The sequence below is a fragment of the Bradyrhizobium sp. P5_C12 genome (assembly GCF_054049735.1).
This window is the reverse complement of the sequence record NZ_JBFULU010000026.1, coordinates 29,549-48,418: the sequence shown is the minus strand read 5'-3', so window position 1 is coordinate 48,418 and position 18,870 is coordinate 29,549. Positions and strand designations below refer to the sequence as shown.

Below are 18,870 nucleotides of genomic sequence, written 5' to 3'. Positions count from 1 at the left end.
GGCGCCCCGTTTGGGCGCACGGCTTTGTCGGGAGATGATGCGGCGGACTATTCTCAAGATAAATAGATCGATTATAATGAATTCCATGAAAAAAATCGATCATTTGGCGCTCGACGGCCACGCCCTCGAACTGTTCCTCGCCGTGCTGGAGGAAGGCTCGGTGACGGCGGCGGCAACGCGGCTCGGCCTGACGCAGTCCGCGGTCAGCCACGCCCTGAACAAGCTGCGGCGGATCGCCGGCGATCCGCTGTTCGCCAAATCCGGCCGCGGCATCGTCGCCACCGCGCACGCCCAGGCGTTGGCCGCGAAAGCGCGGGCGCTGATCGACGAGATGCGAAGCTTTGCCGGCGGCGTCACGTTCGAGCCGGCGAGCGCGCAGCTTGCGCTGACGATCGCCGCCAATGACTTCCAGCGCGATCTGCTGCTGCCGCGATTCTTCGGCCATGTCGCGGCGCAGGTGCAGAGCCTGAACCTGCGCGTGATCCCCTCGCAGTCCCCCTCGCCTGCGATGCTGCGCGAAAACCGCTGCGACCTCCTGATCACGCCGCTGCCGCCGTCCGGCATCGACATCGTGCAGAAGCGCCTGCTGCGAGACCATTACGTCTGCTACTACGATCCCGGGGCCCGCACCGCGCCGGGCAGCCGCGGCGCCTATCTCGCGGCACGCCACATCACCGTGGTCTATACCGACAATGAGCGGCTCGACTTCGATCGCCGGCTCGCGGCCAACGGCTTCCACCGCGACATCGCCATCTCCGTGCCGAGCTTTTCCGGCGCGCCGTCCTTCCTGCGCGGCTCGCAGATGCTGGCGAGCATGCCGAGCCTGCTGGCGTCCGGCGTGATGGGTGGCTTCGCGCATGTGCGGATTCCGCTGGCCTCGCGCACGCGAACGCTGGCCGAGCTGCCGATGTTCATGGTCTGGCACCAGCGCTATCAGAAGGACCCGGCCCACCGCTGGATCAGGAGCCAGCTCGAAACCGTGGCGGCGACGGCCGCGGCCTGAGCAACGGGCCCCTGCCCGGCGACAAGCTGATCCCCGCCAAACCCACTGGTTGCGCCCGGGCAGCCACGCTAGAATTCCCCCATGACAGTGACCGACATTGCAAGCCGGACCTACAATCACAGCTGGCGGCTGGATCCCATCATCCGCAGCCTGCTCGACACCGATTTCTACAAGCTATTGATGTTGCAGATGATTCGGGAAGCCTACCCGAGTCAGCAGGTGACATTTTCGGTGATCAACCGCTCGCGCCATGTGCGCCTTGCCGAGATCATCGACGAGGGCGAGCTGCGCGCCCAGCTCGACCATGCCCGCACCATCCGCTTCACCAAGAAGGAGCTGATCTGGCTTGCCGGTAACACCTTCTACGGCAAGACCCACATGTTCTCGGCCGACTTCATCCGCTGGCTGGCCGAATTCCGCCTGCCCGAATACGAGCTGCGCAAGGTCGAGGGGCAGTACGAACTGCATTTCCACGGGCCGTGGACCCACACCACGATGTGGGAGATCCCGGCGCTGGCGATCCTCAACGAGCTGCGCTCCCGCGCGGCGATCAAAGGCCGCGGCCGTTTCGAGCTCGACGTGCTCTATGCCCGCGCGAAGGCAAAACTCTGGACCAAGGTCGAGCACCTGCGCAAGCTCGACGGCCTGCGGCTGTCCGACTTCGGCACGCGCCGCCGTCACGGCTTCCTCTGGCAGCGCTGGTGCGTGGAAGCGGTGAAGGAGGGGTTGGGCCCGTCCTTCATAGGCACCTCCAACGTGCTGCTGGCGATGGACAACGATCTCGAAGCGATCGGCACCAATGCGCATGAGCTGCCGATGGTCGCCGCAGCCCTCGCCAGCGACGACGAGGAGTTGCGCTGGGCGCCCTATCGCATTCTCGACCAGTGGCGCCAGACCTATGGCGGCAATCTCCTGATTGCGCTCCCCGACGCCTTCGGCACCAAGGCCTTCCTGCGCGATGCCCCGGAATGGGTCGCCGACTGGACCGGCTTCCGGCCCGACAGCGCGCCGCCGATCCAGGCCGGCGAGGAGATCATCAAATGGTGGGAGAAGAAGGGCCGCAATCCCAAGGACAAGCTGCTGGTGTTCTCCGACGCGATGGATGTCGGCTCGATCGAGGAGACCTATCACCACTTCGCCGGCCGCGTGCGGCTCTCGTTCGGCTGGGGCACCAATCTCACCAACGATTTCGTCGGCTGCCCGCCGGACGGTTCGGTCAATCTCGATCCGATCTCGATCGTCTGCAAGGTCACGTCGGTCGACGGCCACCCGGCCGTCAAGCTCTCCGACAATCCGGAGAAAGCAACCGGCATGCCCTCGGAGATCGAGCGTTACCTGCGCGTATTCGGCGACGCCGGCCGCGTGCGCAAGCCGGTCCTGGTCTAGAGCCATTTCCGTTCCGACGGAATCGGAACGGGACTCTGGATTCCTGTTTTGACGCGTTTCCTTCACCGCGAACCGGTATCCACTTCGCTCGAAAACGCTCCAGCGCCAAGCCGGTTTCTCTCGATCGAGTAAACGACGCAGCACGAATGCGAGGCATCGCCGCGCCAGTTCCGGTTCGGCGGCATTTGCAGCGATCTGCGAGCATCCGTTTCACAGCGCTTTCACCCTGCGACGCAGTCTTCCGGCTCTTTCAGGTCGAGTTAAGCAGCCTTCTCGCGTAATCCGCGTTATGAGCGGATCGCTCCGCTGGGGTCGTTGAGCGACTTGGGGAACGCAAAGTGTTTCGCAGAACAGCGACGTCGTCGAAGGGACGCAGCTTCCTTCATGTCATCAAGCTCGTCTCGCCCTTTGTCATGGTCGTCGTGCTCCAGGCGGCGATCGCCGGATTCAGCCTGGAGGTGATGTCCTCGGTCCGCGCCTATGTCGCGGGCGAGGCGATGTGGTCGCGCTCGCAGAAGAACGCCGTCTATTTCCTCAATCTCTATCTGCATTCGGGCGAGCCCAGCCAATTCGCGCAATATCAGGCCTCGCTTGCCGTTCCCATCGGCGACGAATTCGCGCGGTGGGCGCTCGAGCGCGATCCGGTCGACGTCGAGGCCGCCCGGATCGGCTTCCTGCAAGGCGGCAACCATCCCGACGACGTCCCCGGCTTGATCTGGCTGTTCCGCCATTTCAACCAGGTGAGCTTCCTCCGGGACGCAATCCGGGAATGGGCTGCCACCGATCCGATGCTGCTGGAGCTGAGCGTCTTCGGCGAGGTCATCCGGTCCGAGTGGACGAACGGACCCGTTCGCGACAGCGACCGCCTGCAATATCTGTCGTCGCGGCTCTCGGAGCTGAACAGCCAGTTCACGGGGCATGCCAGGCGGTTCTCCACTGTCCTCGGCGAGGGTTCCCGCGCCATCAAGGTGACGTTGACCTGCGTCAACGTCGTCACTGCCGCGACGCTGATCCTGCTCCTGCTCTGGCACACCCGACGATTGGTGCTGCAACGGCAGGCGTTCGAGGATGCATTGCACGCCGAGAAGGATCGGCTCGCCTGGCAGGCCTCGCATGACTGGTTGACCGGCCTCGCCAACCGCCGCGCCTTCGAGTCGCGCCTGCAAAGCGCGCTCGACAATGCCCGAGACGGCTCGCTGGGCCTGATCCTGCTCGACCTCGACCAGTTCAAGAGCGTCAACGACAGCTGCGGCCATCTCGCCGGCGACCGGCTGCTGTGCCAGGTCTCGCGCCTCCTGCAACAGGACCGGCGTCCGCACGATTTGGTGGCCCGGCTCGGCGGCGACGAATTCGGCCTGATCCTGCCGCAGTGCTCGGCCTTCGACGCCGTCGATATCGCCGAACGGCTGCGCAAGTCGCTCGAGCTGTTCAGCTTCGCCTGGGACGATCGCTGCTTTGCCGTCACCGCCAGCATCGGTGTTGCCTGCATCCCCGACGGCAACACCACACTCGAGCAGGCGATGCGTACTGCGGATGCCGCCTGCTATCGTGCCAAGGAAAAGGGACGCAACCGGGTCCAGGTCGACACTGCCAGACCGGACGTCGTGCTGGTCGCGCCGCGGCCGCGCGAAGTTGCCGCGGCACGAAGCTGACAGCAGATCCCGCCGGCTTGCCGCCGCCCGATCAGGAGACCTCTGCCCGCCGCTCCTGCGCGTAGCGCACCAGTGCGGCGAAGCGGTAGATGCCGTGCACGAACTTGCCGTAGGGCATGGTGATGAACAGCGCGAATACCGCACCGAGATGCAGCGCCAGCAGCGGCCCCATGGCGGCGGTCTCGCGCARGATCAGCAGCGCCATGCCGGTGAGACCGGTCAGGAACAGCATGGCGATGAAGCCGACATCCATGCCGAAACCTTTTTCGTCGAGCAGCTCCGGATCACGGCGCGATTTCGCGACGAACAGGCCGATTGGCCCGGCGATGAGACCAATGCCGCCAAGCGTGCCCAGCACGACCGGCAGATCCCACCAGGGGTACGGCGCCTCACGTCCCCACACATAGTGGTAGAGCGTGGCCACCGACGTTGCGGCAAAGCACAGCAGGAAGCCGTAGAAGGTGAGGTGATGATACAGCTTGCGCCGGTCGGTCGGCTTGTCGTCCTCGTTGTAGCAGCCGACCCCGCCGCCATCGAGATAGCGCAGCTCCCCGGCATCGCGAATGGCCTGGAAGATCGAGCCGCCATCGGCACGGCCGCCGATCGGTGAGCCGATGTCGCGCCAGAACGCGCGCACGCTCATGACGAGCGCGAGAATGGCATAGAGCAGCGCGGCGCTGAACAGCGCGGCCATCGCGTTATGCGGCATCAGTCTGTAGAACGCGCCCGGCCCGGTATGCACGCCGAACAGCACGCTGCGGTCGTTCAGGGCGGCGAAGCCGAGAATGAAGGTCGCCATGCTCAGCGCCGCGACGATGCTGATGACGAGACCGTTGCGCGCAAAGGCGCCGGACAGTGCCCGCGGCCAGGCATAGGCCGCATAGGATTCCGCGCGCGCGACCGCGAGCGTCTGCGGAACATTGACGTTGAATTCGTGCGGCGGCGAGAACTGGCAGTCGACATAGCAGGCGCCGCAGGAATGGCAGAGATTGGCGAGATAGTTGAGGTCGCCGTCGGAGAAGGCGCGGCGCATCTCCATGGCTGGAAACACCGCGCACAGCCCTTCGCAATAGCGGCAGGAATTGCAGACCGTCATGAGACGGTCGGCTTCGTCCAGGATTGGCGTTCCGTGCATTCGTTGCTTCCTGCCCTCGCGCCGAGCCGCTTACTTCGTCAGCCCCTTGCCCACGAGCCATTTCTGGATCAGGGCGGCGACCTCGGCATTGTTCTTGTCCATCATGATCATGTGCGAATTGCCCTTGATGCCGGCTTGCGGCAAGTCAACGACATCGACGCTGCCGCCGGCGGCCTTGATCGCGTCCGCAAAGGCAATGCCCCTGGCGCGGATTGTCGGCCAGCGCGAATCCCTGTCGATATAGTCGCCATAGACGATCAGCGTCGGAATGTTCTTCAAGGCATCGGCCCTGGCGGGATCGCCGAGTCCGGCCGGCTCGATCGCAATCAGCGCCTTGACCTTGTCGGGCCGCGCTTGCGCCACCTTGAAACCGAAGCTGCCGGCCTGGCTGTGGAACAGGATGACGGAGGGGCCGACGCGGTCGATCTCGGCGATATAGGCGGCGATGATGGCATCGTCGGTCGTGGTCCAGCGCGGTACGTTCTGCTTGACGAAGTTCTTGTAACCCTCATTCGGAAACTGGCTGCCCGGCATCAGCTTGCGCTTGGCCGGATCGGGATCGTAGGAGCCCGCGCCGTCGCCGATGCGAAAGCGCTCGAATGGGTTGGCCGTGGTGAGGAAGACCGGTTCGCCCTTGAAGACATCGGGGTACTGCGCCCAGCCGGCGCGGCCGCGCTCGACCGCATCCGAATTGTAAACGGCCCAGCCCTGGCGCAGGAAATAGTTCAGCCAGCCCTCGCGTCCGTCCGGTGTTGTCTCGTAGGTGACGCCGGTCAGCCCGCCGCCGTGCCACATCAGAAGCGGATAGGCGCCTTTCTCGCTGGCGGGCAGAAAATACTGCACATACATCTGCTCGACCTGATAGGTGCCGTTGGGATCAACCTTCACGGGCACGCCGCCGGGCGTTAAGACGACCTCCTTCACCGGCTTGCCGGAAATCTCCACCAGCCGTCCGCCGACATGGAACGAACCCATATCGCGCAAGGCGATTGGCTCGGCGGCGTTGGCGTGGCCGACGATCAGCAGCGCCGTGATCGAAGCAATGGCAATGCGTAACATGGTTCTTCCTTAAGTCTTTTCTTCATCCTAGTTCTTCGCGTGGCGTGCCGCTTCCCGCCCTGCGATCCGCCCGAACACGCTGCCGATGGTCATGCCCATGCCGGCGGCATAGCCCTTGCCGAGCACGTTGCCGGCCATGATCTCGCCGGCCGCGAACATGTTGGCCGACGGCTTGCCGTCAGCCATCAGCATGCGCGCCTCCTTGGTCACGCGCGTGCCGAGATAGGTGAAGGTGATGCCGGGCCGCACCGGATAGGCGAGATAGGGCGGCGTCTCGATCCGCCGCGCCCAATGCGTCTTCGGCGGCGTGATGCCCTCGGTGCGGCAGTCGTCCAGGATGGTGTGGTCGAAGGTGCCGGGCCGCACCGCGGCGTTGAACTCGGTGATGGTCTTGTCCAGCGCGACCGGATCGAGCTCGAGCTTGCCGGCGAGCTCGGCAATCGTTTGTCCGGCGATCGGCGGAAACAGCGTGGGCATGAAGCTCGTGACGACGGTCGAATCGAAGATGATATAGGCGATCTGGTCGGGCTGCGCCGCGACCAGCCGGCCCCAGATCGCGTAGCGCTTCGGCCAGATATCCTCGCCCTCGTCGTAGAAGCGCTGGGCGTGCTTGTTGACGACGATACCGAACACGACGGAATCGTGGCGCGTGATGATGCCGCCGTCGAATTTCGGCGCGCGGGCGTCGATCGCGACCGCATGGCACTGGGTGGGATCGCCGACCTCCTGCACGCCCTTGTCGAGCAGCATCTTCAGGATCGTGCCGCGATTATAGGGCGTGCCGCGGATCAGGAAATTGTCGGCGGCCTCGCCCCAATATTGCTTCAGCCATTCGATGTTGGCCTCGAAGCCGCCGGCGGCGGCGACCAGCGACGTCGCGCGGATCTCGGTCTCACCCTTGATCGGCCGCTTGAGCCGCGCGGCAAGGAACATGCCGTCCTCGATCACGAGGTCGGTCACCTCGGCGTCGTACTCAACCTCGACGCCGAGCCGTTCGGCGGTCAGATAGAGCGCGTTCAACATCGCCCGGCCGCCGCCGAGGAAGAAGGAGTTGGTGCGGCCGAGGCTCAGCGTGCCGCCGAGCGAGGGCTGCCAGCGCACGCCCTGCTCCACGATCCAGTTCAGGATGTCCTTGGATTCGCGGATCATATGACGGGCGAGGACCTCGTCGGTCTGCCCGCCGGTCACGCGCAGCAGATCCTCCCAGAACTCGTCCTCGGTGTAAGGTCCGGTCAGGATCTCGGTCGCGGCGTCATGGGCGCAGCGCATGTTGCGGGTGTGGCGCGTGTTGCCGCCGCGATAGAATTTTGGCGCGCCCTCGAGCACGAGGACGGATGCGCCGCCGCGCCGGGCGCTGATCGCCGCGCACAGCGCCGCATTGCCGCCGCCGATCACCAGCACGTCGTATTTGCTGCTCATGCCGTCTGCCCGATGCGACGAAGTTGGAGACATTCTGCCCGCCGGCGGCCCCGGTCAATCAGTCTGTCATTGCGTACCTTTGTATACAAAGATATACAGAAGCTGTGCAAGCGGCATCTCTGCATGGGCGGGATGCGCTTCGCGTTTCGAGGGAACATGGCCAGACGCCCGGCAAAGGCAGGCGGATCGATCGCGCGCGGCGGCGGTGTCGCACTGGGCGAAGCCGTGTTCCGCTCGCTCTGCGAAGCCCTCCAGGCCGGCAGCTACCGCGCCGGCGACCGCCTGCGCGAGGAGGAGGTCGCGCAGCGGCTGAAGGTCAGCCGCACGCCGGTCCGCGAAGCTCTGGGCCGGCTCGCGGCACGCGGTTTTGTCGAGCCATCCGGCGGACGCGGCCTGATCGTGCGCAACCTCGATATTTCCGAGGTGCTCGAACTCTATGCGATGCGCGAGATCATGGAAGGCGCGTCCGCCCGCCTTGCCGCCGAGCATGCCTCCGCGCCCGAGATCGACGCGCTCAGGGACATCGAGCAGGGCTTTACCGAGGCGGCCGAGAACGACGCCGCCGAAATGGCCAGGCTCAACCGCGCCTTCCACGAAGCCGTCTGCCGGGCCGCGCGCAACCGCTATCTCGACAATGCGTCTCGCGAGTTGCAGGACTGGATCGCCCTGCTCGGTCCTACCACTTTCACGGTGTCGGGCCGCCCCTCGACCAGCCACGGGGAGCACCAGGCGATCATCGATGCCATCGCCGCACGCGACGGTGACAGAGCCGAGCAGCTCGCACGGGCGCATATCCGCGAGGCGCTGCGCTGCCGGTTGAAACTGTTGCAGAAGCAGTAACCGGATCGTCCGTTCGATCACGCCTCGAAGATGCGCGTGAGCAGCCAATAGCCGCCGAGCAGGCTGATCAGCGCGGACACCGCATAGACCAGCCTTGCCGCCCTCACCGGCTCGGTCCAGTCAGTTGCAAACAGCCGGTCGACCAGGCCGAGCGCCGGCAGCACGATCGCGACAATCGCAACCTGCCCGATCTCGACGCCGATATTGAAGGAAGCGAGCGCCGGCACCACCGCGTTCGGCGGCAGGCCAATCTCCCTGAGCGCGCCGGCGAATCCGAACCCGTGGATGAGGCCGAACAGAAAGGCCACGCGCCAGCGCCCGTCGATGTCACGCGAGACAAAGTTCTCGACGGCGACGAACACGATCGACGCCGCGATCGCGGGCTCGACGATGCGGCCCGGTATGACCACGATGTCGAGCGCGGCCAGCGACAACGTCATCGAATGGGCGACCGTGAACGCGGTGACGATCTTGATGACGGGCACGAGCCGTCGTGCCCACAGCACGACGGCGACCAGAAACGCGATGTGATCATAGCCAAGGAAGATGTGCGCGATGCCGGTGACGAGATAGCGCTGCATCGTCGACCACAGCGGCGGCGCATGCGCCGACAGCGTGACGGTCGTGTTGCCGGCGTCGAGCAGGGCCTGCGCCTCGGACCCGCCCTGCGCGACCAGCACCACCTGACGCGCGGCGGGGTCTTTCTCGGTCAGCACGGTGGAGCGATAGACGATGTCGCCGGCGAAATTGGCGCAGGCGAAACTGTTGCGATAGATCACGCCGTCGCCGTCGGCCAGGATCGCAGCATGACCCACCGGGCAGGACATGCCGCCGGCCGTGACCGCCAGGTGCGTGCTCATATAGGCAAGGATTGCGACCGTGGCCGCATCAACCGCGGAAGGATCGACCGCGTCTCCCCTCGCATCATAAATCCTGGTGCCGACCAGACGATCGACGTCGCGGCCCTTCAGTTCGACGGTCACGGTGCGATCGCCGGTCAGGGCCACGCGCGCCGTCACGAGGTTGACCTGATGTGCCTCAACGGAGAGGCAGAGGCCGAGCAGGATCGCGAGCCACAACGGGCGTGGCCATCTCATGATCCCGCTCCATCGCGCCTACGCGACCACATCCGTCACGACCGCCTTCAAGACATCCCGCACGTCGTTCGGCCTGAGCCGCACCTGCAGGCCGCGCTGACCGCCGTTCACATAGACCTGATCGTGCGCCATCGCGCTCTGCTCGATCACGGTGCGCACGGGTTTGCGCTGCCCGAACGGGCTGATGCCACCGACCTTGAAGCCGGTGACGCGCTCGGCCTCGGGCGGCTTCATCATCTGGGCCGACTTGCCGTTGGCAGCCGCGGCGAGCTTCTTCATCGAGACTTCCTGATCGGACGGGACGATCACGCAGACCGGCTTGCCGTCGACCAGCGCCATCAGCGTCTTCAATACGCGCGCGGGGTCTTCGCCGAGCGCGGATGCGGCCTGAAGGCCGATGCTCTCGGCGTCGGGATCATACTCGTAGGCGTGCACGGTGAACGCAACACCGGCGGCCGCAAGCGCGCGCGTGGCTGGGGTGACTTTGGACATGGGCGATGTTTACCACCGCCGCTGCGAACGGCGAAGGGACGACGAGGTGCCCGCCACACACTCAGCCGTCGTCCCGGCGCAGGCCGGGACCCATAACCACAGGGAGTGGTTTGGCGAAGGCTCGTCGTTCGAGGACTGGCACCATCCGCCATCGAGAGATCACGCGGTATGGGTCCCGGCCCCCGTGCGCAATTGCGCACTAGGCCGGGACGACACCGGGGGGATTGGCTAGCGCCATCGCGTCAAAGCGACAGAAAGCTACTCCGCCGCGTCGCGCATCTCGGCGCGCTCGGCCCTTGCTGCGCAGAACTTGAACTCCGGGATCTTGCCGAACGGGTCGAGCGCCGGATTGGTCAGGAGATTCGCCGCTGCCTCCGCGTAGCAGAACGGCATGAACACCATGTTCTCCGGCACGTCGCGGTCGGAGCGGACCTTGACCTCGACGGCACCGCGGCGGGTCTCGAGCCGGATGAAGTCACCGGGCGCGAGCTTCTTCTTGCGCATGTCCTTCGGCGACATGAACGCGACCGCCTCCGGCTCGATCTGGTCGAGCACCTGCGCGCGGCGCGTCATCGAGCCGGTGTGCCAGTGCTCGAGCACGCGTCCGGTCGAGAGCACCATCGGATATTCGGCGTCGGGCAATTCATCCGGCGGAATGACCTTTGCCGGCACGATCTTGCCGCGGCCGCTCGCAGTCGGGAAGCCCGTGGTGAAGATGATCTCGTTGCCGGGCTTGTTCGGATCATCGGCCGGATAGGTCACGGCGCCTTCGCGCACCAGTCGCTCCCAGCTGATGTTCTTGAGCGAAGGCATCAACTCCGCCATCTCGGTGTAGACGTCGCCGGGGCCGGAATAATTCCACGGCAGGCCCATGCGCTTGCCGATCTCCTGGATGATCCAGAGATCCTGCCGCGCATCGCCCGGCGGCTTGATCACCTGGCGCGCGAGCTGAACGCGGCGATCGGTGTTGGTGAAGGAGCCGTCCTTCTCGGCAAAGGCCGAGGCCGGCAGGATGACGTCGGCGTGGAACGCGGTCTCGGTGACGAAGAGATCCTGCACCACGAGATGGTCGAGCATCGCGAGCGCCTGGCGCGCATGCTGGAGATCGGGGTCGGACATCGCGGGATTCTCACCCTCGATATACATGCCCTTGATCTCGCCGGCGTGGATCGCGTTCATGATCTCGACCACGGTCAGGCCGCGCACGGGATCAAGGTCCTGTCCCCACAGCTTCTCGAAATTGCCGCGCAAGTCGTCGCGGCCGACCGGCTGGTAGTCGGGCAGGAACATCGGGATCAGGCCGGCATCGGAGGCGCCCTGCACGTTGTTCTGGCCGCGCAGTGGATGCAGCCCGGTGCCGGGCCGGCCGACCTGGCCGGTGATCAGCGCGAGCGCAATCAGGCAGCGCGCATTGTCGGTGCCGTGGACATGCTGGCTGATGCCCATGCCCCAGAAGATGATCGAGGATTTCGCGCGTGCATAGGTTCGGGCGACCTCGCGCAGCGTCTGCGCCGGGATGCCGCAGATCGGCTCCATCTTCTCCGGCGTGAACTCCTTGATCTTCTCCTTGAGGTCCTCGAAACCCTCGGTGTAGCCGGCGATATACTGGTCGTCGGTCAGGCCCTCGGTGATGATCGTGTTGATCATCGCGTTCAGCATGGCGACGTCGGAGCCCGGCTTGAACTGCAAATGCTTGGTCGCATGGCGTGACAGCGTCTGCCGGCGCGGATCCATGACGAAGAGGTTGGCGCCATTCTTCGCCGCGTTCTTGATGTAGGTCGCCGCGACCGGGTGGTTCACCGTCGGGTTGGCGCCGATCACCCAGATGACTTCGGCATCCATCGCAGCCGCAAACGGCGCCGACACCGCGCCCGAGCTCAAGCCTTCGAACAGCGCCGCCACCGACGAGGCGTGGCACAGCCGCGTGCAGTGATCGACATTGTTGGAGCCGAAGCCGGTGCGCACCAGCTTCTGGAACAGATAGGCCTCTTCGTTCGAGCCCTTGGCCGAGCCGAAGCCGGCGAGCGCCTTCACACCGTTGGTGTCGCGTATCTTGACGAGACCCTTGGCCGCGATGTCGAGGGCTTCCTCCCACGACGCTTCGCGGAAATGGGTGAAGGGATTGGCCGGATCGACCTGGTCGTTGGCATCCTTCTTCGCATTCGGCAGCCGCACCAGCGGCTTGGTCAGCCGATGCGGATGGTGGATGTAGTCGAAGCCGAAGCGGCCCTTCACGCAGAGACGGTTGTGATTGGCGGGGCCGTCGCGGCCCTCCGCATAGATCACCTTCTCGTCCTTGACCTGATACGTGACCTGGCAGCCGACGCCGCAGAACGGGCAGAGCGAATCGACCTTCCTGTCCGCGTAGGTGACGCGGGTCTGCTTGTCGTCGAGCATCACGGCCGGCATCAACGCGCCGGTCGGGCAGGCCTGCACGCATTCGCCGCAGGCCACACATGTCGACTCGCCCATGGGATCGTCGAAGTCGAACACGATTTTCGAACCGTGATTACGATACGCCATGCCGATGACGTCGTTGACCTGGACCTCGCGGCAGGCGCGCACGCAAAGCCCGCACTGGATGCAGGCATCGAGATTGACGCGCATCGCCGGATGGCTCGCATCGGTCTCCCAGCGCTCGGCGGCGGGGAAACGGCTCTCGGTGACGCCGGTGGTCTCGGCCCAGTGCCAGAATTTGGACTCCGGATCGTGGGAGGTCGCGCGCGCCGGCTGATCGGCGACCAGCAGCTCCATCACCATTTTTTGCGCGGCGACAGCGCGGTGGCTCTCGGTCTTCACCTTCATGCCGACCGCGGGCGTGCGCTTGCAGGAGGCGGCGAGCACGCGCTCGCCGTCGATCTCGACCATGCAGGCGCGGCAATTGCCGTCCGGGCGGTAATCCGGTTCCGGTGAATAGCAGAGGTGCGGGATCTCGCGCCCCTGGCGCTTGGCGACCTGCCAGATGGTCTCGCCGGGATTGGCCTCGACCTGCTTGCCGTCAAGCTCGAACGTAATCCTGGTCATTCGGCCGCTTCCTTGAACTCGTCAGGGAAATATTTGATCACGGTTGAGAGCGGGTTCGACGCCGCCTGTCCGAGCCCGCAGATCGAGGCATCGCGCATCGCCTGGCTCAATTCTTCCAGCAATGCCCGGTTCCAGACCGGCTGCTGCATCAAGAGCGCCGCCTTCTCGGTTCCGACGCGGCACGGCGTGCACTGGCCGCAGCTCTCGTCCTCGAAGAACTTCATCAGGTTCAAGGCCGCTGCCTTCACGCTGTCCTTTTGCGACAGGATCACGATCGCGGCGGAGCCGATGAAGCAGCCGTATTTCTCCAGCGTGCCGAAATCGAGCGGGATGTCGTCCATCGCCGCCGGCAGGATGCCGCCGGACGCGCCGCCCGGCAGATAGGCGTAGAACTGATGGCCATCGGCCATGCCGCCGCAATATTCGTCGATCAGTTCGCGCACGGTGATCCCGGCGGGCGCGAGCTTCATGCCGGGATTCGTGACGCGACCCGACACCGAGAAGCTGCGCAGGCCGTGACGTTCGTGGCGGCCGTGGCCCTTCCACCAGTCGGCGCCCTTCTCGACGATGTCGCGCACCCACCACAGGGTCTCGATGTTGTTGATCAGCGTCGGCAGGCCGAACAGGCCGACCTGGAACGGGTAAGGCGGCTTGTGCCGCGGCAGGCCGCGCTTGCCCTCGATGCTCTCGAGCAGCGAGGATTCCTCGCCGCAGATATAGGCGCCGGCGCCGCGGCGCATATGCAGCGTCGGGCCGCCCGCCGGCAGCTTTGCGATCTCGCGCTCGAGGATGGCGCGCGCCGCCGGATACTCGTCGCGGATGTAGATGTAGACCTCCGAGGCCTGCACGACATGCGCCCCGATCAGCATGCCCTCAATGAAGCGATGCGGGTCGGTTTCGAGATAGACGCGATCCTTGAACGTGCCGGGCTCGCCCTCGTCGCCGTTGATCGCCATCAGCCGCGGACCGGGCTCCCCCAACACCGCGCGCCATTTGCGCCCGGTCGGGAAACCGGCACCGCCGAGGCCGCGCAGCGAGGCATCGTCGAGCGCCTTCAGGAGATCGTCGGTCGACAGTTCGCCGGAGCGCAGCCGGTTGAGCAGCTTGTAGCCGCCGCCCGCCACGTAAGCATCGTAGTCGATATATTTCGGCGGATGCGCATGGGTGTCGCCGGCCTTCGCCGCTGCCAGCACGTTGCCGACGGTGGCATGATCGACGAAATTGTGTCCCACTTCCGCCGCAGGCGCCGTATCGCAGCGGCCGACACAGGGCGCGCGCACCACGCGAATGCCGGGACCGGCCGAGCTCTGAAGATCCTCGAGCAGCTTCTCAGCCCCGAGCATCGCGCAGGTCAGTGAATCGCAAACGCGGATCGTCAGCGGCGCGATCTCCGGCTCGCCTTCCTTCACGACGTCGAAATGCGCATAGAAGGTCGCGGTCTCGAACACTTCGGCGAAGGCAAGCTTCATCTCGTCAGCGAGCGCGGCGAGATGCGCGGCCGAGATCTGGTGATACTTGTCCTGGATCAGGTGCAGATATTCGATCAGCAGATCGCGCCGCCGAGGCTTGTCGGCGAGCAGCTGCTCGATCTCGTGCGCGGCGGTAGGGTCGACCTGCCGCCCCTTGGGCGTGGCCTTGGCTCGCTTCCGTCCCTCGCCCGGATGTTCGAACGAACGGACCTCGTGCACGTCGTGGCTCATCAATGCGTCTCGTAACTCTTCTTTAGAACAGGTCCAAGTCTACCCTCTGGCATACCAGATGCCAAGACAATTCATACGGTCCAATAAGCATTTAAGGGACATCTGGCCCTCAAACCCGTGCCCTTACGCAAACGCCATTGCGGAACCTGGCCCTAGGTCTTGCTCATGCACTCCTCGATGTAGAACCAGCGATCGTCGCCCGTGAGGCCCTTGGACTTCACGTCAGCGCGACAGGCCTTGAGCTTCGGCTTGTTGGCCGACCACTTCGCCTTCATGTCCTTCAGCTTCTGCATCGTGAGCTTGATCTTGCCCGGCTTGGCTTCCGTGGTCGTAGCCGGCGTCGCGGGCGCAGTCGTGGTCTGCGCGGAGGCGGCATGAAGGCCGGCAGCGAGCAGCACGGCTGCAAGGCAAATTCGGGTGCGAAGCATTTAAATCCCCTAAGTCCCATTCTTGATGATGTTTGAAAGGCGAACGCCGCGGGACGCGCTGATGAACATCCCGCGGCGGTCTCGATGGCGATCAGAATATCTTGACCGCGCTCTCCAGCGTCTTCCAGACACCCCAGAGCAGGGGAACGCCGACGAAGGCCCAGAACATCGCCGCCTTGGCGTCAAGCCCGCCAAATCCGATGCCGTAGGAGCCGTGCGGCCCCGCGGCGGCGGCGCTGGCGCTCGCTGCCTGCAACTTGGCGACATCGGCCTCCTTCATGTGCCACTTCGAATCGACCGGCTTGATCAGGTAGTTGCAGATCAGGCCCGCGATCAGCATCGCACAGAGAATGTACATGGTGGTGTTGTAGAGCTGGTCGCGCGGCACGCCGGCCGCGAGCTGGAACTCGCGGATGTAGTTGACCACGACGGGGCCGATGATGCCCGCGGTGGACCACGCCGTCAGCAGCCGGCCATGGATGGCGCCGACGAACTGGGTCCCGAACATGTCGGCAAGATAGGCCGGCACCGTGGCGAAGCCGCCGCCATACATCGACAGGATGATGCCGAAGCCGAGCACGAACAGCAGCTTCGAGCCCATCGCGGCAAAGGTCGGCGCCAGTGCATAGAGCACGATGCCGAGGATGAAGAAGGTGTAGTAGGTGTTCTTGCGCCCGATCTTGTCCGACAGCGACGCCCAGAAGAAGCGGCCGCCGATGTTGAACAGCGACAGCAATCCGGCGAAGCCCGCGGCGATCGCCGCGATCTGCGCCTTCTGCCCGGCATCGAGCGCATTGAAGCCGACGTCCGGCAGGCCAATCAGCTTGCCGGCGAAGATCTCCTGGAGCATGGGCGAAGCCATCCCGATCACGCCGATACCCGCCGACACGTTCAGGCAGAGCACCCACCAGATCAGCCAGAACTGCGGCGTCTTGTGCGCGTCGTTGAGATGGACGTTGTTCTTCGAGATCATCGCGTTGGCCTTGGACGGCGGAGTCCAGCCCTCGGGCTGCCAGCCGGGCGGCGGCAGGCGATAGCGGAACGCGCCGATCATCATGAACACGAAGTAGATGACGCCCATCGCGACGAAGGTCTCCCAGACGCCGACCGAGGTCGGGGTCTTGAAGTAGTTCATCAGCAGGTTCGCCAGCGGCGCGCCGATCATGGCGCCGCCGCCGAAGCCCATGATGGCCATGCCGGTCGCCATGCCGCGGCGGTCCGGGAACCACTTCACCAGCGTCGACACCGGCGAAATGTAGCCAAGGCCAAGACCGATGCCGCCGATCACGCCCGATCCCAGCCACAACAGCCAGAGCTGATGGGTGTAGACCCCGAGCGCACCGAGGAAGAGGCCACCGCACCAACATAGCGCCGAGACGAAGCCGGCCTTGCGCGGTCCCACGCGCTCCAGCCAGCCGCCCCAGACCGCAGCCGCGATGCCGAGCAGCACGAAGAACAGCGTGTACATCCACCCCATGCTGGCGACCTTCCAGTCGCAACTGGTCGTGAACAGCTCCTGAAGCAGCGAAATATCTCCGCAGGCCTTTGGCGCGCTCAGTCCGATCGCGCGCGACAGCGGCAGCCAGAACACCGAGAAGCCGTAGGCCATGCCGATGCAGAGATGGATGCAGAGCGCAGCCGGCGGCACCAGCCAGCGATTGAAGCCGGCGGTCGCGATGGTCCGCTCGCGATCAAGAAAACCTGCGCCGGCGCCCGAAAGTGTCCCAGCGCTCTCAATTGAAGCCATGCATTCCTCCCCTAAGCCACCCTTCTGAGCGGCCTGCCACTACGATCCTGCTCTCAGCTCGGTGCGGTGCAGCCAACTGTCCCTGCTGCTCCACACGATCATCCAACGCGCGCCAGGATCGTCACGCGCGTCTGAAAAATTAACCCCTTGAGCGGGGCTCTATGCCCGATACCACGTGCAAGCTTCGTCTTCGGCCCGTTGATCCGCGTATCGCAGACAAGACTCAACCTCCGCGCCTGCACGGAGAAAGTCAGTTTGGGCAGAAGCCATGATCGATGTCGATAGACAAATGGTCGGTATCAGCGCGGTAACGCTCAGGACGGCGGCGCACCATTGGCAATCTCTATCGAGCCATTTGCTTTTTCTATCAAGAACACGATGCGCACGTCGTTGCGCTCGGTGATCTCCACCTTGTCGCCGGTCTCGCGGATCAGGTTTGGAATGTCAATGACCGACAGCGGGTCGGTGCAGTGTACTTCGAGCTGATCGCCCGGCTGCAAGGGTTTCAGCGCCTTGCGCGTCTTCAAGGCAGGCAACGGGCATTTCAGCCCCGTGAGATCGAGCGTCGTTCTGGTCATGAGCGCAACATGGCGAGACAGGTCGGCAGCGTCAACGCAGGCCTCTAGGTCAGATCGGCATAAGACAGGAAACCGACACTCTGCCCCAGCTCGACACGCGCGATGTCCTCGCCGAGCTCAACGAGCCCGTCGGTCTCGACCAGGGAGGACAGCAGCCCGGCCCCCTCGCGCGGGAACTTGACCGCCTCCAACGTACCGTCCCCGCCGCGCCGCAGGGAGGCGCGAACATATTCGCGCCGGCCTACCTTCTTCTTGTAGGTGAAGGCCGCGCGCAGCGGGATCGGCGTGAGCCGCTCCGGCAGGCTGCCGGCCAGCGCCAGCACGGTCGGCCGTACCACATGGACGAACGTGACGAAGCTCGCGACGGGGTTGCCGGGCAGCCCGATCAGCGGCGTGCCATCGATGATGCCCATCGCCACGGGCCGGCCAGGCTTGATCGCCATCCGCCACAGCACCAGCGAGCCGACGCTCTCCACCGCCGCCTTGACGTGATCCTCCTCGCCGGTCGAGACGCCACCGGTGGTGAGGATCAGATCGTGTGTGCCCGCGACCTGCTTCAGGCCATGGGCAAGCGAGGTCCGCTCGTCGCGCAAGATGCCGAGATCGGAGACCTCGCAGCCGAGCCGGCGCAGCATCGCCATCAGCATGAAGCGATTGGAGTCGAACAGCTGCGAGGCGGCGCGCGGCTCGCCGGGCGAAGCCAGCTCGTCGCCGGTCGAGAACACCGCGACGCGGATGCGCCTGACGACATCGAGCCGGGTCAGGCCGAACGCGGCGACGAGGGCGACATGCTGCGGACGCAGCCGCTGGCCGGCACGCAACGCAACGTGACCCTCGGCGATATCCTCGCCGGCAGGGCGGACGTTGGCGCCGGGCTTCAGCCCGGCCGGCAGCACCACATTGCCCGCGTCATCAATCCGCACGTCTTCCTGCATGAAGACGGTCTCGGCATCCAGCGGCATCGGCGCGCCGGTGAAAATCCGTGCGGTGTGGCCGGGCTTGATCGCGACGCTTGCGAGACCGCCGGCCTGAATACGGCCGTCGAGCGGCAACGCCCGTTCCTCCGCTTGCGGCAGGTCCGCATTGCGCACGGCATAGCCGTCGACGGCGGAATTGGTGAAGGGCGGCAGCGGCAGCGGCGCTGCGATATCGCGCGCCAGCACGCGCCCGTCGGCGTCGACGAGCGTCACCGTCTCGAGGTCGGCAATCGCGTTGACGCGGGTCGTGATCAGGCGAACGGCCTCGTCGACCGACATCATCGGTCCACCAAAGGCGAAGCAATCGTCGGACAGTTGCGCCATGGTGCCTCG

At 65.2% G+C, this 18,870-nt stretch carries 15 protein-coding genes; 4 read left to right on the top strand and 11 right to left on the bottom strand.

What is annotated here, in order from left to right:
* The first annotated feature begins 76 nt into the window (after nucleotides 1-76).
* From ACXJMY_RS22715 to ACXJMY_RS22705, 3 genes are all read left to right on the top strand, one after another.
* The gene (locus ACXJMY_RS22715; protein ID WP_456621575.1) at nucleotides 77-1,003 is read left to right on the top strand and encodes a LysR family transcriptional regulator; all 927 of its coding nucleotides are present in this window, start codon (nucleotides 77-79) and stop codon (nucleotides 1,001-1,003) included.
* 81 nt (nucleotides 1,004-1,084) lie between these two features.
* Complete coding sequence (gene pncB / locus ACXJMY_RS22710) at nucleotides 1,085-2,389, top strand: nicotinate phosphoribosyltransferase (RefSeq protein ID WP_456621574.1); 1,305 nt, start codon at nucleotides 1,085-1,087, stop codon at nucleotides 2,387-2,389.
* Nucleotides 2,390-2,727: 338 nt separating this feature from the next.
* Nucleotides 2,728-4,041 (top strand): GGDEF domain-containing protein, encoded by a 1,314-nt coding sequence (locus ACXJMY_RS22705; protein ID WP_456621573.1) that lies wholly within the window; start codon nucleotides 2,728-2,730, stop codon nucleotides 4,039-4,041.
* Nucleotides 4,042-4,072: 31 nt separating this feature from the next.
* Here ACXJMY_RS22705 and tcuB read toward each other — a convergent pair whose 3' ends face one another.
* From tcuB to tcuA, 3 genes are read right to left on the bottom strand one after another with little or no spacing between them, the layout of a single operon-like run.
* Nucleotides 4,073-5,176 (bottom strand): tricarballylate utilization 4Fe-4S protein TcuB, encoded by a 1,104-nt coding sequence (tcuB, locus tag ACXJMY_RS22700; protein WP_456621572.1) that lies wholly within the window; start codon nucleotides 5,174-5,176, stop codon nucleotides 4,073-4,075.
* 30 nt (nucleotides 5,177-5,206) lie between these two features.
* Nucleotides 5,207-6,235, bottom strand: coding sequence for an esterase (locus ACXJMY_RS22695; RefSeq protein ID WP_456621571.1), 1,029 nt, complete (start codon nucleotides 6,233-6,235; stop codon nucleotides 5,207-5,209).
* A 27-nt stretch (nucleotides 6,236-6,262) separates the two neighbouring features.
* Nucleotides 6,263-7,654 carry an FAD-dependent tricarballylate dehydrogenase TcuA gene (tcuA, locus tag ACXJMY_RS22690; protein ID WP_456621570.1) on the bottom strand — a complete coding sequence of 464 codons (1,392 nt, stop codon included), beginning with the start codon at nucleotides 7,652-7,654 and terminating at the stop codon, nucleotides 6,263-6,265.
* 156 nt (nucleotides 7,655-7,810) lie between these two features.
* On the opposite strand from tcuA, the gene ACXJMY_RS22685 reads away from it, so the two are divergent.
* Nucleotides 7,811-8,494: a GntR family transcriptional regulator gene (locus ACXJMY_RS22685; RefSeq protein WP_456621569.1), complete on the top strand. Its 684-nt coding sequence runs from the start codon at nucleotides 7,811-7,813 to the stop codon at nucleotides 8,492-8,494.
* A gap of 17 nt (nucleotides 8,495-8,511) precedes the next feature.
* Here ACXJMY_RS22685 and ACXJMY_RS22680 read toward each other — a convergent pair whose 3' ends face one another.
* The 8 genes from ACXJMY_RS22680 to ACXJMY_RS22645 all read right to left on the bottom strand — a co-directional run bounded on the left by ACXJMY_RS22680 (nucleotide 8,512) and on the right by ACXJMY_RS22645 (nucleotide 18,861).
* The gene (locus tag ACXJMY_RS22680) at nucleotides 8,512-9,591 is read right to left on the bottom strand and encodes a HupE/UreJ family protein (protein ID WP_456621568.1); all 1,080 of its coding nucleotides are present in this window, start codon (nucleotides 9,589-9,591) and stop codon (nucleotides 8,512-8,514) included.
* 18 nt (nucleotides 9,592-9,609) lie between these two features.
* Nucleotides 9,610-10,083: a Cys-tRNA(Pro) deacylase gene (gene ybaK, locus ACXJMY_RS22675; RefSeq protein WP_456621567.1), complete on the bottom strand. Its 474-nt coding sequence runs from the start codon at nucleotides 10,081-10,083 to the stop codon at nucleotides 9,610-9,612.
* 258 nt (nucleotides 10,084-10,341) lie between these two features.
* Entirely contained in the window at nucleotides 10,342-13,107 is a 2,766-nt protein-coding gene (fdhF, locus tag ACXJMY_RS22670) for a formate dehydrogenase subunit alpha (RefSeq protein ID WP_456621566.1), read from the bottom strand.
* Complete coding sequence (locus ACXJMY_RS22665) at nucleotides 13,104-14,807, bottom strand: NADH-ubiquinone oxidoreductase-F iron-sulfur binding region domain-containing protein (RefSeq protein ID WP_456621565.1); 1,704 nt, start codon at nucleotides 14,805-14,807, stop codon at nucleotides 13,104-13,106. Before ACXJMY_RS22665 ends, fdhF begins: the two co-directional genes overlap by 4 nt.
* Nucleotides 14,808-14,959: 152 nt before the next feature.
* Nucleotides 14,960-15,235 carry a hypothetical protein gene (locus tag ACXJMY_RS22660; protein ID WP_456621564.1) on the bottom strand — a complete coding sequence of 92 codons (276 nt, stop codon included), beginning with the start codon at nucleotides 15,233-15,235 and terminating at the stop codon, nucleotides 14,960-14,962.
* 91 nt (nucleotides 15,236-15,326) lie between these two features.
* Nucleotides 15,327-16,982: an L-lactate MFS transporter gene (locus ACXJMY_RS22655; RefSeq protein ID WP_456621563.1), complete on the bottom strand. Its 1,656-nt coding sequence runs from the start codon at nucleotides 16,980-16,982 to the stop codon at nucleotides 15,327-15,329.
* 314 nt (nucleotides 16,983-17,296) lie between these two features.
* Nucleotides 17,297-17,560: a sulfurtransferase TusA family protein gene (locus ACXJMY_RS22650; RefSeq protein ID WP_456621562.1), complete on the bottom strand. Its 264-nt coding sequence runs from the start codon at nucleotides 17,558-17,560 to the stop codon at nucleotides 17,297-17,299.
* A 44-nt stretch (nucleotides 17,561-17,604) separates the two neighbouring features.
* Nucleotides 17,605-18,861, bottom strand: a complete 1,257-nt coding sequence (locus tag ACXJMY_RS22645) for a molybdopterin molybdotransferase MoeA (protein WP_456621561.1) — start codon at nucleotides 18,859-18,861, stop codon at nucleotides 17,605-17,607.
* Nucleotides 18,862-18,870 lie beyond the last annotated feature (9 nt).